The following is a 16,376-nucleotide window of genomic DNA, read 5'->3' on the forward strand; positions in this document are numbered from 1 at the left end:
TTCCTCAGATGTGGTGCGCGCGAGCGACGGGAGTCGGGCGGGTCAGGAGTCCGCCTGCCGGCCGAGCTCGTGGTCGATGAAGGCGAGGACCTCTTCGGCGCTCGCCGCTTCGATGCGGTCGTCGACGGTCGTCCCACCGCCGTCCTGCCGGGTGCCGTCCCACTGCGCCAGCAGGTGCCGCAGCCGCCCGACGACGCCCTGTCGGGTGGCGTCGTCCGCGCGCTCCGGCGACAAGTCGGCCGCGAGCCGGTCGAGTTCGGCCAGCGGGGAACGGTCCGGTCCGCCCGCGGCCCCGCCGGGCAGTGCCGACGCGAGGTGCCGGGCGACCGCGTCCGGCGTCGGGTGGTCGAAGACGAGGGTGGCCGGCAGCCGGGCCCCGGTGGCGGTGGCCAGCCGCGTCCGCAGTTCGACCGCCATCAGCGAGTCGAAGCCCAGCCGGTTGAAGTCCCGTTCGGCCGGGACGGCGTCCGCCCCGGAGTGGCCGAGCACCGCGGCCGTCTCGGTGCGGACCAGGTCGAGCAGCGCCTGATGCCGCTGCTCGGCGTCCAGGGCGGCCAGCCGGCGGGCCAGTCCCCCGCCGTGCCCGGCCGCGGCCGCCGTGCGGCGCCGGCCGCGCACCAGGGCACGCAGCACCGCGGGGACCTCGCCGGCGCCCGGTGCGGCGGCGCCACGGGCGAGCCGCACCGCCACCGCGAACCCGTCGCCGCGGGCGCCGGCGGCGTCGAACAGGGCCAGGCCCTGTTCCGGGGTGAGCGGCGGCATGCCGGAGCGCTCCAGGCGGGCCAGGTCGGCGACGCCGAGGGTGCCGGTCATGCCGGCGTCCTGCGCCCACGGTCCCCAGGCCAGCGACAGCCCGGGCAGGCCCTGGGCGGCGCGGTGCGCGGCGAGCGCGTCGAGGAACGTGTTGCCGGCGGCGTAGTTGCCCTGGCCGGGGCCGCCGGTGACACCGGCGACCGAGGAGTACAGCACGAACCCGGCCAGGTCGCGGTCGCGGGTGGCGTCGTGCAGGTGCCAGGCGGCGTCCGCCTTGGCGCGCAGGACGGTGTCCAGCCGCTCGGGTGTCAGGGTGCCGACGGTGGCGTCGTCGAGGACGCCGGCGGTGTGCACGACGGCGGTCAGCGGGTGCTCCGGAGGCAGTTGCGCGAGCAGCCGGTCCAGCGCGGCGCGGTCGGCCACGTCGCAGGCGGCGACGGTCACCTCGGCGCCGAGGGCGGCCAGTTCGTCGCGCAGGGCCCTCGCGCCGGGGGCGTCCGGGCCGCGGCGCCCGGCGAGCAGCAGGTGCTTGATGCCGTGTCCGGTGACCAGGTGGCGGGCCAGGAGGCCGCCCAGGCCGCCGGTGCCGCCGGTGATCAGGACGGTGCCGTCGCGGTCCCAGTCCCGCACCGGGTGTCCGGCGGTGGCCTCGGGTCCGTCGGCGGCCCGGGTCAGCCGGGCGACGGTGAGCGTGCCGGCGCGCACAGCGGCCTGGGTCTCGCCCGCGTCGAGCAGGGCCGCCAGGGCGGCCGGCGCGGCGGCGCGGGCGGCTCCCGCGGGATCGGCGGGGTCGAGGTCGAGCAGCAGGAAGCTGCCGGGGTGTTCGGACTGCGCCGAGCGGACCAGGCCCCAGACCGGGGCCGCCGCCAGGTCGTGCACGTCCTCCGCCCCGGCGGCGACGGCGCCGCGGGTGACGATCACCAGGTGGCTGTCGGCGGTGCGGGCGTCGACGGTCCAGCGCTGCAGCAGCTCCAGCACCGCCGTGGTGGTACCGCGCACCGCGGCGGGCAGGTCGCCTTCCCCGGTCGGCACGCCCAGCACCGGCGCGAGGACGAGCCGGGGCAGCGGCGCACCGCCGTCCAGCAGCGCGGTCAGCGACGCGACGCGCCCGGGCCCGTCGCCCGTGATCCACAACTCCCCGTCCAAGTCCGTGAGTTGATCGCCGAGGACGGCGTACGGGAGGTGGGCGCCGCTGGTGTGCGCGGCCTGCGGCGCGGGCACCCAGTCCAGGTCGAGCAGGGTCGCACCGTCATCGGCCGCCCCCGCCCCCGACCGGTCGACGGTGGGCGTACCCAGGGTGAGCCCGGTGACGGAGACGACCGGAGCGCCGTGCGGGTCGGTGGCCTCCAGGGCCCAGGTGTCCGTGCCGTCCGGGGTGAGGCGGACCCGCAGGGCGGTGGCGGACGCGGCGTGCAGGGCGAGGCCCCGCCAGCCGACGGCGTCCAGGACGGCATCGCCGTCCAGCAGGCCGCCGGCGCGGACCGCGGTGTCCAGCAGCGCCGGGTGCAGCGCGAACGCCCGCTCCGCCGGGCCGGGTTCGGGGAGCTCGATCTCGGCGCAGAGTTCGTCGCCCCGCTGCCAGGCCGCCGCGATCCCGGCCGGGCCGGTGGCGGTGGGCAGGGCGTCGAGCGGTACGGCGCGCTCCGGCGGCCAGACGGTGTCGGGCGCCGGGGGCTGCGGGGTGTCGTGGGTGAGGACCGCGGTGGCGTGCAGCGTCCAGGGGCGGTCGGGGGCGTCGTCGGGGCGGGCGTGCACGGACAGCGCGCGCCGACCGGTGTCGTCGGGGGCGGCCACCCGGACCTGGAGGCGCTGGGCCGCCGTGCCGGTGAGGACGAGCGGTGCGGTGACGGTCAGTTCCGCCACGGTCGGGCAGTCGGCCTGGTCGCCGGCGCGGACGGCGAGTTCGGCGAGGACCGCGGCCGGCAGGACGGTGCGGCCGTCCGCCTCGTAGGCCGCGAGCCACGGCTGGGCGGTGGTCGACAGGCGGCCGGTGAGCAGGATCTCCGCGGATCCGGCGACGGTGGTCGCGGCCCCGAGCAGCGGGTGCCGCCCGGCTTCCAGGCCGAGCCCGCCGGCGTCGCCGGGGGCCTGTGCGGCGAGCGAGGGCCAGTACCGCTCGCGCTGGAAGGCGTAGGTGGGCAGGGCGGTCCGCCGCCCGCCGGTGCCGGCCAGGACCGCGGTCCAGTCGATGTCCACGCCGGCCACGTGGAGTTGGGCGGCGGCGGTGAGGGCGGTGTGCTCCTCGGGGCGGCCCTTGCGCAGGGCGGGCACCACTTCGGCGTCCGTGTCGAACAGGCAGGCCGCGGCCAGGGCGGACAGTACGCCGTCGGGGCCGATCTCCAGGAAGGCGGTGGCGCCGCGCCCGGCCAGTGCCCGGACGCCGTCGGCGAACCGCACGGTCGCCCGGACGTGCCGCACCCAGTAGTCGGCCGCGCACAGCTCCTCCGCCGTGGCCACCTCGCCCGTCACGTTGGACACCACGGGGATGCGCGGCTGGTGGTAGTCCAGGCCCTCCGCGGCGGCCCGGAAGGCGTCCAACATCGGATCCATCAACGGCGAGTGGAAAGCATGGCTGACCGCCAGCCGGCGGACCCGCCGCCCCCGCCCCACCAACTGATCGACAACCCGTCCAACAGCCGCCTCCGCACCGGAGACCACCACCGACACCGGCCCGTTGACGGCAGCGATCGCAGTCCCGTCGACGAGCAGCTGCGCCACCTCCTCCTCCGGCGCCTGCACGGCCACCATCACGCCGCCGGCCGGCAACGCGTCCATCAGCCGCGCCCGCGCCACCACCAGGCGACACGCGTCCGCGAGCGAGAACACCCCGGCCACGTGTGCCGCCGCGATCTCACCGATCGAATGCCCGGCCACAACCTCCGGCCGCACCCCCCACGAGGCCACCAACCGGAACAGCGCCACCTCCACCGCGAACAAAGCCGGCTGCGTGAAACGCGTCCGATCCAACAGCTCCGCCCCCTCGCCCCACATCACCTCCCGCAGCGACACACCCTCACCGGACCCCGTTGCCAGCTCCGCGTCCAACAGAGCCACCACCTCGTCGAACGCCGCCGCGAACACCGGGAATGCGGCGTGCAGTTCACGCCCCATCCCCGGCCGCTGAGCACCCTGTCCCGAGAAGAGGAACGCGGTGCGGCGTTCGCGGGCCTCGGCGCGGGCGGCCGCGGTGATGCCGTCGGGCGCGGACAGCAGGACCGCCCGGTGTTCGAAGGTGGCGCGGCCGGTGACGAGCGAGTGGGCGACGTCGGCGGGCGGCAGGTCCGGGCGCTCGGCGGCGAACGCCCGCAGCCGCGCGAGCTGCGCGTCGAGCGCGGCGGCCGATCGGGCCGAGACGACCCACGGGAGGACGGCGGGCGTCCGGGTGGGGCGGTCGGCAGGGTCCACGGGAGCGGGCTCGGCAGGCGGCTGCTCCAGGATGACGTGGGCGTTGGTTCCGCTGATGCCGAACGAGGAGACCCCGGCCCGACGCGGCCGATCCGTCTGCGGCCAGGCGGTCCGCTCGGTGAGCAGCCGCACCGCGCCGGCCGACCAGTCGACCCGGGTCGAGGGCTCGGTGACGTGCAGGGTGCGCGGCAGCGTGCCGTGTTGGAGGGCCAGCACCATCTTCATCAGGCCGGCGGCGCCAGCGGCGGCCTGGGTGTGGCCGATGTTGGACTTCACCGAGCCGAGCCACAACGGCCGGTCGGCGGGACGGTCCTGGCCGTAGGTCGCGAGCAGCGCCTGGGCCTCGATGGGGTCGCCGAGCACGGTGCCGGTGCCGTGCGCCTCGACCGCGTCCACGTCGCCGGGGACGAGGCCGGCGCCGGCCAGGGCCTGCCGGATGACGCGCTGCTGGGCGGGGCCGTTGGGCGCCGTCAAGCCGTTGGACGCACCGTCCTGGTTGACCGCCGAGCCGCGCACCACGGCGAGTACGCGGTGGCCGTTGCGGAGCGCGTCGGAGCGGCGTTCGACGACGAGGACGCCCACACCCTCGGACCAGCCGGTGCCGTCGGCGGAGTCGGAGAACGCCTTGCAGTGCCCGTCCGGTGCCAGGCCGCCCTGCCGGGTGAAGCCGGCGAAGCTCGTCGAGGTCGTCATGACGGTGACACCGCCGGCCAGGGCCAGGGAGCACTCCCCCGCGCGCAGCGCCTGGACGGCCCAGTGCAGGGCGACGAGCGAGGAGGAGCAGGCGGTGTCGACGGTGACGGCCGGACCCTCGAAGCCGAAGGCGTAGGCGAGGCGGCCGGAGATCACGCTGGCGGCCAGCCCGGTGCCGGCGTGTCCCTCGACGTCCTCCTGGGCACGCAGGACGAGGCCGGCGTAGTCCTGGCCGTTGGTGCCGACGAAGACGCCGGTGCGGCTGCCGCGCAGCCGGGTCGGGTCGGTGCCGGTGCGTTCGACGGCCTCCCAGGCGGTCTCCAGCAGCAGCCGCTGCTGCGGGTCCATGGCAAGCGCCTCGCGCGGGGAGATGTCGAAGAAGCCGGGGTCGAAGTCGGCCGCGTCGTAGAGGAATCCGCCGACCTCGGTGGCGCTGTGGCCCTGGCCGTCGCCGGCGAGCACGTCGAGGTCCCAGCCGCGGTCGGTGGGGAACGCGTCGATGCCGTCCCGGCCCTCGGCGAGCAGCTGCCAGAACTCCTCGGGGGTGGTGACGCCGCCGGGGAAGCGGCAGGCCATGCCGACGACGACGATCGGGTCGTCGTCCGCAGCGGGGACCGGTGCCGGCGGGGCCGCGGGGGCGGATTCCGGCCGGTCGCCGGTGAGTTCGGCACGCAGGTGGTCGGCGAGCGCCCGCGGGGAGGGGTGGTCGAAGACGAGACTGGGCGGGAGGGCCAGGCCGGTGGCGGCGGCGAGAGCGGTGCTCAGTTCCACCGCGGTCAGCGAGTCGAAGCCGAGGTCGCGGAAGGGTTTGTCGGCCCGGATGGCGTCGGCACCGGTGTGGCCGAGGACCGCGGCGGCCGTCGTCCGCACCAGGCGGAGGAGGACGGCGGGGCGGTCGGCGGGTGCGGTGCCGGCCAGTTGGTCGCGCAGGTCGGCCGCGGCGTCGGCTCGACGGCGGTCCGCTTCCCGGACCGCGCGGGCCGCGGTGCGGGCGGCGGGCAGCCGGCTCAGGAGCGGGCTGGGGCGCAGGGCCAGCAGGGATTCCAGGAGCCGCGGCTGCTGGAGGTCGGCGAGGACGAGGGTGGGCTGGGGCTCGGTCACGGCGCGGGCCAGGGCCGGTACGGCGAGTTCGGGGGCGAGCAGGCCGACGGGGTCGGTGCCGGGGCGGGTGTGGCGGGCGGCCATGCCGTCGCCGGCCCAGGCGCCCCAGGCGATCGAGGTGCCGGCCAGGCCCTGGGCCCGGCGGCGGGCGGCGAGGGCGTCGAGGACCGCGTTGGCGGCGGCGTAGCCGGCCTGGCCGGGGTTGCCGACGGCGCCGGCGACGGACGAGAACAGTGCGAAGACGGCCAGCTCGGTGCCGCGGGTCAGCTCGTCGAGGAGGACGGCGGAGGCCACCTTGGCGCGGAAGACCGTGGCGAACCGGTCCGGGGTGAGGCCGGTGAGCACGCCGTCGTCGAGCACTCCGGCGGTGTGCACCACGCCGGTCAGCGGGCAGTCCTGCGGTACCTCGGCGAGGACCCGCGTCAGCTGCTCCCGGTCGGCGGCGTCGCAGGCCACGAGGGTGACGCGGGCGCCGAGAGCGGTGAGTTCGGTGGTGAGTTCGGCCGCGCCGGGCGCGTCGGGACCGCTGCGGCTGAGCAGCAGCAGGTGCTCGGCGCCGTGGGCAGCGAGCCAGCGGGCGGTGTGCCGGCCGAGCGCGCCGGTGCCGCCGGTGATCAGGACGGTGCCGGTCGGCTGCCACCCGGTGCCGGGGGCGTCGTCGGAGGCGGGCGCCGGGATGATCCGGCGGCCGTAGGCGCCGGTGGCGCGCAGCGCGAGCTGGTCCTCGTCGCCGGCGTCGGCCAGTGCGGCGGGCAGGCGGCGGGCGGTGCGCTCGTCGAGGTCGGCGGGCAGGTCGACCAGTCCGCCCCAGTGGCGCGGGAGTTCGAGCGCGGCGATCCGGCCGAGGCCCCAGACGGCGGCCTGGGCGGGGGCGGTCGGCTGCTCGTCGGGGAGCGCGGCGACCGCGCCCCGGGTCAGGGCCCACAGCGGGGCCGGGAGGTCGGTGTCGGCGAGGGCCTGGACCAGCGCGGCGGTGGCGGCGGTGCCGGCCGGTACCGCGTCGTCGCCGCTGGTCTCGTCGAGCGCGAGCAGGGAGACCACGGTGGTCGGGGCGGTGTCGTGGGCCGCTTCGGTGAGCAGGGCGGCGAGCGCGGCACGGTCGGTGCCGTCGGCCGGGACGTCCACCCGGCGGGCGTCCGGGCCGAGGGCGGCGACGACGTCGGCGGCCCAGGGGTCGGTGGTCGCGGCGGCGGGCACCAGCACCAGGACGCTGCCGGTGCGCGGCGGGCCGGCGAGCGACAGCGGTTCCCAACTCTCCCGGTGGCGCAGGGCGTTGGTGGCCGAGGTGGTGCGGCGGCGGGTGCGCCAGGCGGACAGTGCGGGCAGCACGGCGCCGAGCTGGTCGCCGTCGATGTCCAGGTGGGCGGCGAGCGCGGTGGCGTCCGCGCGCTCCACTGCGGCCCAGAACTCCGCGTCCGCGGCATCCGCGCCGCCGCCCGCGGGATCGGCGGCCAACTCCGGCCAGTACCGCTCGCGTTGGAAGGCGTAGGTCGGCAGGTCGGTGCCGCGCGCCCCGGTGCCGGTCAGGGTGGCGCTCCAGTCGACGGTCACGCCGGCGACGTGCAGCCGGGCCAGTCCGGCGAGCAGGGCGCTCTCCTCGTCGCGGTCCTTGCGGAGGGCGGGCGTCACGAGCGTCTCGGCGGGCAGGACGCCGCGGGCGAGCGCGGACAGTACGCCGTCGGGGCCGATCTCCAGGAAGGCGGTGGCGCCGCGCTCGGCCAGGGTGCGGACGCCGTCGGCGAAGTGGACGGCGTCGCGGACGTGCCGGACCCAGTGGCCGGGCGTGGCCGGGTCGCCGGCGGGGCCGGCGTCGGGGAGGAGGGAGACCACGGGGATGCGCGGCTGGTGGTAGTCCACGCCCTCGGCGACGGCCCGGAAGGCGTCCAACATCGGATCCATCAACGGCGAGTGGAAAGCATGGCTGACCGCCAACCGACGGGTCCGCCGGCCTCGCTCCTCCAACTGATCCACGACCCGCCCAACAGCCGCCTCCGCACCGGAGACCACCACCGACACCGGCCCGTTGACGGCAGCGATCGCAGTCCCGTCGACGAGCAGCTGCGCCACCTCCGCCTCGGCCGCCTCCACCGCAACCATCACACCGCCCGCCGGCAACGCGTCCATCAACCGCGCCCGCGCCACCACCAAACGACACGCATCCACCAACGAGAACACCCCGGCCACATACGCCGCCGCGATCTCACCGACCGAATGCCCGGCCACGAACTCCGGCCCCACCCCCCACGAGGCCACCAACCTGAACAGCGCCACCTCCACCGCGAACAAAGCCGGCTGCGTGAAACGCGTCCGATCCAACAACTCCGACCCCTCGCCCCACATCACCTCCCGCAGCGACACGCCCCCATCGCCAGCAGAGCCCGACTCCGCGTCCAACAGAGCCACCACCTCGTCGAACGCCGCCGCGAACACCGGGAATGCGGCGTGCAGTTCACGCCCCATCCCCGGCCGCTGAGCACCCTGCCCCGAGAAGAGGAACGCGGTGCGGTGCGGCGTCGCCGCTCCCCTGGCGACCTCGGGCAGGTCGGGGGCGCCGGTCACCGGGTCGCCGACGGTGGCGAGCAGGACGGCGCGGTGTTCGAAGAGCGAGCGGCCGGTGGCGAGGGTGTGGGCGGTGTCGAGCGGCGCCAGGGCGGCGGCGGTGCGCAGCCGGTCCAGTTGGGCGTCGAGGGCGGCCGGGGTCTGCGCGGAGACGGGCCAGGCCACCACGGTGGGCGCGGGCCGGCCCGGGTCGGCGGCGGGGGTGGGCTCGGCGGGCGGCTGCTCCAGGATGACGTGGGCGTTGGTACCGCTGATGCCGAACGAGGAGACCCCGGCCCGACGCGGCCGATCCGTCTGCGGCCAGGCGGTCCGCTCGGTGAGCAGCCGCACCGTGCCCGCCGACCAGTCCACGTGCGAGGACGGTTCGGTGAGGTGCAGGGTCTGCGGCAGGGTGCCGTGGCGCATGGCCATGACCATCTTGACCAGCCCGGCCGCGCCGGCCGCGGACTGGGTGTGGCCGATGTTGGACTTCACCGAGCCGAGCAGCAGCGGGTGTTCGGGGTCGCGGTCGGTGCCGTAGGCGGCGATCAGGGCCTGGGCCTCGATGGGGTCGCCGAGCGGGGTGCCGGTGCCGTGCGCCTCGACCGCGTCCACGTCGGCGGGGGTCAGGCCCGCGTTGGCCAGGGCCTGCCGGATGACGCGCTGCTGGGCGGGGCCGTTGGGCGCCGTCAGACCGTTGGACGCACCGTCCTGGTTGACCGCCGAGCCGCGCACCACGGCGAGTACGCGGTGGCCGGCGCGCCGGGCGTCGGAGAGGCGTTCCAGGACGAGGACGGCGGCGCCCTCGGACCAGCCGGTGCCGTCGGCGGAGTCGGAGAACGCCTTGCAGCGGCCGTCCTGGGCGAGGCCGCCCATCCGGGAGAAGCCGGTGAAGTTGGCGGCGGTGGTCATGACGGTGACGCCGCCGGCCAGGGCCATGGTGCACTCCCCCGCGCGCAGCGCCTGGGCGGCCAGGTGCAGCGACACCAGGGAGGAGGAGCAGGCGGTGTCCACGGACAGGGCCGGGCCCTCCAGGCCGAGCGCGTAGGCGAGGCGGCCGGAGACGACGCTGACGGCGAGGCCGGTGGTGGCGTGGCCGGCGATGTCGTCGCGGGAGCGCATCACGAGGCCGGCGTAGTCCTGGCCGCTGACGCCCATGAACACGCCGGTGTGGCTGCCGCGCAGGGTCTGCGGGTCGATGCCGGCGCGCTCGGCGGCCTCCCAGGCGACTTCGAGGAGGATGCGCTGCTGCGGGTCCATGGCCAGGGCCTCGCGCGGCGAGATGCCGAAGAAGGCGGCGTCGAAGTCGGCGATGTCGCGGAGGAATCCGCCCTGGCCGGTGCGGGCGCCGGGGGCGCCGCCGAGCGGCGGGTGGCGGTCCCATGCGCGGTCGGCGGGGAAGCCGGTGATCGCGTCGGTACCGGATGCCACCAGGTCCCACAGCTCCTCGGGTGAGCTGACGCCGCCGGGGAAGCGGCAGCTCATGCCGACGATGACGACCGGGTCGTGCTCCGGGTCCGCGGCCTGTGCGGCGGCGGTGACGGTCACCGGGGCGTCCGTGCCGAGGAGTTCGTCGTGCAGGTAGACGGCGAGGCGGTCGGGGGTCGGGTAGTCGAAGATGAGGGTGGCGGGCAGGGTGAGGCCGGTGGCCTTGCCGAGTCGGTTGCGCAGTTCGATGGCGGTCAGCGAGTCGAAGCCGAGTTGGCGGAACTCGCGGCGGGCGTCCACGGGGTCGGTGGAGCCGTGGCCGAGGACGGTGGCGGCCTCGGTGCGCACCAGCTCGACGAGGAAGGGGGTGCGCTCCTCTTCTGGCCGGGCGGCGAGGCGTTCGGCGAGGCCGGCGCGGGAGACGCCGGCGGTGCCGGCCCGGGCCCGGCGGCCCGCGGTGCGGACCAGGCCGCGCAGCACGGCGGGAACGCCGACCCCGGCGGGCAGCGCACCGCCGGTGAGGCCGAGCGGGACGATGAGGGGTTCGTCGGCGGCGGTGGCGGCGTCGTAGAGGGCGAGGCCGCGTTCGGCGGTGAGCAGCGGTTGGCCGCCGGCGTCGCTGACCCGGCGCAGGTCGTGGTCGGTCAGTGCGCCGGTCATGCCGGCGCCCTGCTCCCAGGCGCCCCAGGCCAGCGAGGTGGCGGGCAGGCCGAGGGCGTGTCGGTGGGCGGCGAGCGCGTCGAGGAAGGTGTTGCCGGCCGCGTAGTTGGCCTGGCCCGGTCCGCCCATGACGCCGGCGGTGGAGGAGTAGAGCACGAACGCGGCCAGGTCGAGGTCGCGGGTGAGGTCGTGCAGGTGCCAGGCGGCGTCCACCTTGGGCCGCAGGACGGTGGCGAGGCGGTCGGGGGTCAGGGCGGGGAGGGTGCCGTCGTCCAGGACGCCGGCGGTGTGCACGACCGCGGTGAGGGGGTGGTCGGCGGGCACGGTGGCGAGCAGCGCGGCGAGCGCGGCGCGGTCGGCGACGTCGCAGGCGGCGACGGTGACCTCGGCGCCCAGGGCGGTCAGTTCGGCGTGGAGCGCGGCGGCGCCGGGGGCGTCGGGGCCGCGCCGGCCGGCCAGCAGCAGGTGGCGGGCGCCGTGCTCGGTGACCAGGTGGCGGGCGAGCAGGCCGGCCAGGCCGCCGGTGCCGCCGGTGAGGAGCACGGTGCCGTCGGGGTCGAGGGGTTGCGGCACGGTGAGCACGATCTTGCCGATGTGCTGGGCCAGGCTCATGAAGCGGAACGCCTCGCCGGCGCGGCGCACGTCCCAGCTGCGGACCGGCAGCGCGGCCAGTGCGCCGCGGTCGAACAGCCCGACGAGGTCGAGCAGCATCCGCTGGATGTGTTCCGGATCGACCATGCCGAGGTCGAAGGAGTGGTAGGTGAGGCCGTCGGGGACGGAGTCCGCGGCGCGGATGTCGGTCTTGCCCATCTCCAGGAACCGGCCGCCGTCGCCCAGCAGCCGCATCGAGGCATCGACGAAGTCGCCGGACAGCGCGTTCAGCACCACGTCCAGGCCGCCGTCACCGGCGACCTCGGCGAATGCCGCCTCGAAGGCGAGGGTGCGGGAGGAGGCGATGTGGTCGTCGGCCACGCCCAGCGAGCGCAGCACGTCCCACTTGCCCTCACTGGCCGTGGCGAACACCTCGGCACCGACATGCCGGGCGATCTGGATCGCCGCCATACCGACACCACCGGCACCGGCATGCACCAGCACCTTCTCCCCCGCCCGCAGACCACCCAACTCCTTCAGGGCGTAGTACGCGGTCAGGAACACCAACGGAACGGAGGCACCCGTCTCCCAGGACCAGTCGGCCGGGACGGGGGTGAGCAGCCGGGCGTCGGCGATGCCGAGCGGTCCGAAGCCGCCGAAGACCATGCCCATGACCCGGTCGCCGGGTGCCAGGCCGGTGACGTCCGGCCCGACCTCCACGACCACACCGGCCGCCTCCGAACCGAACAGCCCCGCATCACCCGGATACATCCCCAACGCATTCAGCACGTCACGGAAGTTCAGGCCAGCGGCGCGGATGCCGACGCGGACCTCGTGGCCGGTGAGGGGTCGTCGGGCCTCGGGGTGGGGCAGCAGGGCGAGACCGTCGAGACTGCCCTTGGCCCGGCTGCCCAGGCGCCAGGGGGTGCCGGGCGGCGGGACGAGGCCGTGGCCGGAGTCCAGGCGGGCGAGCCGGCCGACGCGGACGGTGCCCTCGCGGACCACGGCCTGCGGCTCGTCGGCGTCCAGGAGGGCCGGCAGCAACGGGAGTTGGGCGGCGGACCCGGCGGTGTCGTCGAGGTCGACCAGCAGCAGTCGGCCGGGGTTCTCGGACTGGGCGGAGCGCACCAGGCCCCAGACCGGGGCGGCGGCCAGGTCGAGCGGGCCGCGCTCGCCGTCGGCGACCGCGCCGCGGGTGACGAGCAGCAGCCGGGAGCGGGCGAAGCGGTCCTCGGCCAGCCATTCCTGGAGCAGGGCCAGGACGGTGCGGGTCAGGTCGTGGGCACCGGCCGGCCCGTGGTCGGCGGGGCCGCGCAGCGGTACCGCGACCACGTCCGGCACCGGCCGGTCGGCGCCGGCGGTGAGTTCGCCGAGGGCGTCGACACCGTTGCGGAGCTCCGCGACGGTGTCGGGGCCGGCGGCGGTGAGCGCCTCGGTCAGGCCGAGCGGGTCGGTACCGAGGACGGCCCAGATGGCGGGGGTGGCCGGGGCGTGGACGGTGCGGGGCGTCCAGTCCATGCGGAAGAGGGAGTTGGCGTCGGTGCGGTGGTCGGCGGTGCCGGCGTCGGGGCCGGCGGCGCGCAGCGTCAGCGATTCGACGGAGACGACGGGGCGGCCCTGCGGGTCGACGGCGGTGATCTCCACGGCGTCGGGGCCGCAGCTGGTGATCCGGACGCGCAGCGCCTCGGCGCCCGCGGCGTGCAGGGACACGCCGTTCCAGGCGAACGGCAGGAGGCTGCGGTCGTCGCCGTCGGCGGAGGCGAAGAGGGTGCTGTGCAGGACGGCGTCGAAGAGGGCCGGGTGCAGGCCGAAGGCGTCGGCGTCGGCGGTGCCTTCGGGCAGGGCGACCTCGGCGTAGATCTCGGTGTCGCGGCGCCATACGGCGCGCAGACCGCGGAAGACGGGTCCGTAGTCGAGGCCGTTGGCGCGGTAGCGGTCGTAGAGGCCGTCGATGTCGACGGGCTCCGCGTCGCGGGGCGGCCAGGTGGTGGTGTCGAGGGCGAGGACGCGCTCGCCCTCGGTGATCCGGCCGGTGGCGTGCTGGGTCCAGGCGGCGTCCGGGTCGTCCCCGGGCCGGGTGAAGAAGCGCAGGTCACGGCCGCCGTCGTCGTCCGCGGCGCCGACCGCGATCTGCATCTGGACGGTGCCGGTGGCGGGCAGGACCAGCGGCGCGGCGAGCATGAGTTCCTCGACCCGGCCGCAGCCGACCTGGTCGGCGGCGCGGACGGCCAGTTCCAGGAAGCCGGTGCCGGGGAAGAAGACCATGCCGCCGACGGCGTGGTCGGCGAGCCAGGGGTGGGTGGCGAGCGACAGGGTGCCGGTGAGCAGGAGCTCGTCGGACCCGGCGACGGACATGGCGGCGCCGAGCAGCGGGTGGTCGGCGGCGGTCAGGCCGAGGCCGGTGGCGTCGGCGGGCCGGTAGGTGGCCTTGGGCCAGTAGCGCTCGTACTGGAAGGCGTAGGTCGGCAGGTCGGTGCGGTGGGCGCCGGTGCCGGCGTAGAACGCCGTCCAGTCCACCGGGACGCCGGCGGTGTGCAGCCGGGCCAGTGCGGCGACCGCGGCGGGCTCCTCGTCGCGGTCCTTGCGCAGGACGGGGACGCAGAGGGTGTCGGGGGCGGACTGCTGGGCCAGGGCGGCGAGCGTGCCGTCCGGGCCGAGTTCGAGGAAGGCGCCGACGCCGGCGTCGGCGAGGGCGCGGATGCCGTCGGCGAAGCGGACCGCCTCGCGGACGTGCCGGACCCAGTAGTCGGGGGTGCCGAGCAGGATGCCGTCGGCGACCGCGCCGGTGAGGTTGGAGACCACCGGGATCTGCGGTTCGCCGTAGGACAGGCCCTCGGCGACCGCGCGGAACTCCGCGAGCATCGGTTCCATCAGCGGCGAGTGGAAGGCGTGGCTGACCCGCAGCCGGGTGGTGCGGCGGCCCCGTTCGGCGAGGCGGGCGGCGACGGCGAGGGTGGCGGTCTCGTCGCCGGAGACTACGAGCGAGGTGGGGCCGTTGATCGCGGCGATCGCGACGCCCTCGGTCAGCAGCGGGGCGACCTCGTCCTCGGTGGCCTCGACGGCGACCATCGCCCCGCCGCGCGGCAGCGCCTGCATCAGCCCGGCACGGGCGGCCACCAGCGTGCAGGCGTCCTCCAGGGAGAACACCCCGGCGACGTGTGCGGCGGCGATCTCGCCGAGGGAGTGGCCGGCGACGAAGTCCGGGGCGACGCCCCAGGATTCGATCAGGCGGTACAGCGCGACCTCGACGGCGAACAGGGCGGGCTGGGTGAAGCCGGTCTCGTCCAGCGGTGCCTCATCGGCGCCGTCGGTGCCCCAGATCACCTCCCGCAGGGAGCCGCCCAGTTCGGCGTCGAGCAGGTCCACGGTGGTGTCGAGGGCCCGGGCGAACACCGGGAAACGGGCGTGGAGTTCGCGGCCCATGCCCAGGCGCTGGGCGCCCTGGCCGGAGAAGAGGGCCGCGCAGCGGGTGCGTCCGGCGGCGTGTCCTTCGTGGGCGTCGGGGGCGGTGCCGTGCGCCAGCCAGGCGGTCAGGGCGTCCCGCCCGGCGGTGCCGTCGGTGCCGGTGACGACGGCGAGCCGGTGCTCCAGGGCGGCGCGGGTGGTGGCGAGGGAGAACGCGGTGTCCAGGGCGGTGGGCGCGCGGTTGCCGTCGTTGCCGTCGGGGCGGTCGAGGTGGTCGAGCAGCGCGGTGGCCTGGTCGCGCAGGGCGGCGCCGGTGCGGGCGGAGAGCAGCCACGGCAGTGTCTGCGGGGTGCGGGGCGGGGTGTCGTCGGCGGCGGTCCTGGCGGGGGTGTCGGGGGCCTGTTCGACGATGACGTGGGCGTTGGTGCCGCTGACGCCGAAGGAGGAGATGCCGGTGCGGCGCGGCCGGCCGGTCTCGGGCCACGGGTGGGCGTCGGTGAGGAGTTCGACGCGGCCGGTGGTCCAGTCGACGTGGGTGGAGGGCCGGTCGACGTGCAGGGTCTGCGGGAGGACGCCGTGCCGCATCGCCATGATCATCTTGATCACGCCGGCGACGCCGGACGCGGCCTGGGTGTGGCCCATGTTCGACTTGATCGAGCCGAGCAGCACCGGGCGGGCGCGGTCCTGGCCGTAGGTGGCGAGGATGCTCTGCGCCTCGATGGGGTCGCCGAGCGGGGTGCCGGTGCCGTGCGCCTCGACCGCGTCGATGTCGCCGGTGGCCAGGCCGGCGTTGGCGAGGGCCTGCCGGATGACGCGCTGCTGGGAGGGGCCGTTGGGGGCGGTGAAACCGTTGGAGGCGCCGTCCTGGTTGACGGCGGAGCCGCGGACCACGGCGAGCACCGGGTGGCCGTTGCGCTGGGCGTCGGAGAGTCGTTCCAGCAGCAGCACGCCGGCGCCCTCGGACCAGCCGGTGCCGTCGGCGGCGTCCGCGAACGCCTTGCAGCGGCCGTCCCGGGCCAGCCCGCCCTGGCGGCTGAACTCGACCAGCGAGCCCGGTGTGGCCATCACGTTGACGCCGCCGGCCAGCGCCATGCCGCACTCGCCGTTGCGCAGCGCCTGCACGGCCAGGTGCAGGGCGACCAGCGACGAGGAGCAGGCGGTGTCGACGGTGAGCGCGGGGCCTTCGAGGCCGAGGGTGTAGGAGAGCCGGCCGGAGGCGGCGCTGGCGGCGATGCCGGTGCCGACGTCGCCGGTGGCGTCGTCCAGGGAGCGGACGAGCAGGTAGGCGTAGTCCTGGCCGTTGGTGCCGATGAACGCGCCGGTGCGGGTGGCGCGCAGCGTGGTGGCGTCGATACCGGCCCGCTCGACGGCCTCCCAGGCGGTGGTCAGCAGGAGCCTCTGTTGCGGGTCCATGGTGACCGCCTCGCGCGGCGAGATCCCGAAGAAGCCGGGGTCGAAGTCGGCGATGCAGTCCAGGAATCCGCCGCGCTGGCTGACGTCGGTGTCGCGGGCGTCGGTGCCGCTGTTGCGCAGCGCGTCCAGGTCCCAGCCGCGGTCGTCGGGGAATCCGGAGATCACGTCGGTGCCGGTGGCGACCATCTCCCACAGCGCTTCGGGGGAGTCGACGGCGCCGGGGAAGCGGCAGGCCATGCCGACCACGGCGATCGGTTCCTTGGCCGCCGCGACCAGCATCCGGTTCTGCCGCCGGAGCCGGTCGGTCTCCTTGACCGCGGCGCGGAGTGCGGCGACTACGTTGTTCTCGGGGTTCTCGGGCGCGTTCATCGTCTGCTCCATCAATCGCG

General features: G+C 76.1%; 1 protein-coding gene. It reads right to left on the reverse strand.

Annotation, left to right across the window (positions count from 1 at the left end):
- Window positions 1–42 precede the first annotated feature (42 nt).
- Entirely contained in the window at window positions 43–16,356 is a 16,314-nt protein-coding gene (locus JNO44_RS35430; RefSeq protein ID WP_420882713.1) for a type I polyketide synthase, read from the reverse strand.
- Window positions 16,357–16,376 lie beyond the last annotated feature (20 nt).

Origin of the sequence: Streptomyces noursei (genome assembly GCF_016917755.1) — a bacterium.
GTDB classification, from domain to species: Bacteria; Actinomycetota; Actinomycetes; order Streptomycetales; family Streptomycetaceae; genus Streptomyces; species Streptomyces yunnanensis.